Raw genomic sequence first — 756 nt, 5'->3', positions numbered from 1 at the left:
TGTTCGGCAACGCTTGACCGGCAATATAAATATCTGACAAGAAGAAGCTTGTACCGAATGACCGGTCAAAGATCAGAAGCAAGGCTGCCGAGAAAAGCACGGGGAAAGCCAACAGACCCAGTACAGCCGTCAGGAAGAACGACCAGATAGTGAGCGGCAATTTCGACATCGACATACCGCGGGTACGCAGGTTGATGATGGTTGTGATGTAGTTAACACCACCTAGCAACTGTGATACAATGAACAAAGCCATTGATACCAGCCATAGCGTCATACCAGCACCCGAGCCTGGAATAGCTTGTGGTAAGGCGCTCAATGGAGGATAAATTGTCCATCCAGCAGCAGCGGGACCCGTTTCTATAAACAGCGACGAGAACATAATCACACTGGAAATAAAGAAGAACCAGTACGATAGCATGTTCATAAAGCCCGAAGCCATATCACGAGCGCCTATTTGCAACGGAATCAGGAAGTTTGAGAAAGTACCGCTCAAACCAGCTGTCAGCACGAAGAATACCATGATGGTACCGTGCATCGTCACCAGCGCCAGATAAAACTCAGGATTCAGCTTACCAGCTTCCACCCATTTACCTAGTACCGGCGTCAGCCATTCCAGAGTTGCTTCAGGCCATCCAAGTTGCAAGCGGAACAAGCTAGAAAGTGTGCCGCCCAGAATGGCCCAAAAAATACCCGTGATGAGAAATTGCTTGGCAATTACTTTATGGTCGGTACTAAAGACGTACTTCGAAATAAAGC

Annotated in this window: 1 protein-coding gene; it reads right to left on the bottom strand. The window is 48.1% G+C overall.

Translation table 11 applies throughout. The features are described 5' to 3' along the window. On the bottom strand, positions 1–756 hold a 756-nt coding region (locus J4D97_RS23125), incomplete at both ends, for a cbb3-type cytochrome c oxidase subunit I (protein WP_208309642.1).

The sequence above is a fragment of the Hymenobacter defluvii genome (genome assembly GCF_017589435.1).
GTDB lineage: Bacteria > Bacteroidota > Bacteroidia > Cytophagales > Hymenobacteraceae > Hymenobacter > Hymenobacter profundi.
This window is presented reverse-complemented; position numbering and strand designations above follow the sequence as displayed.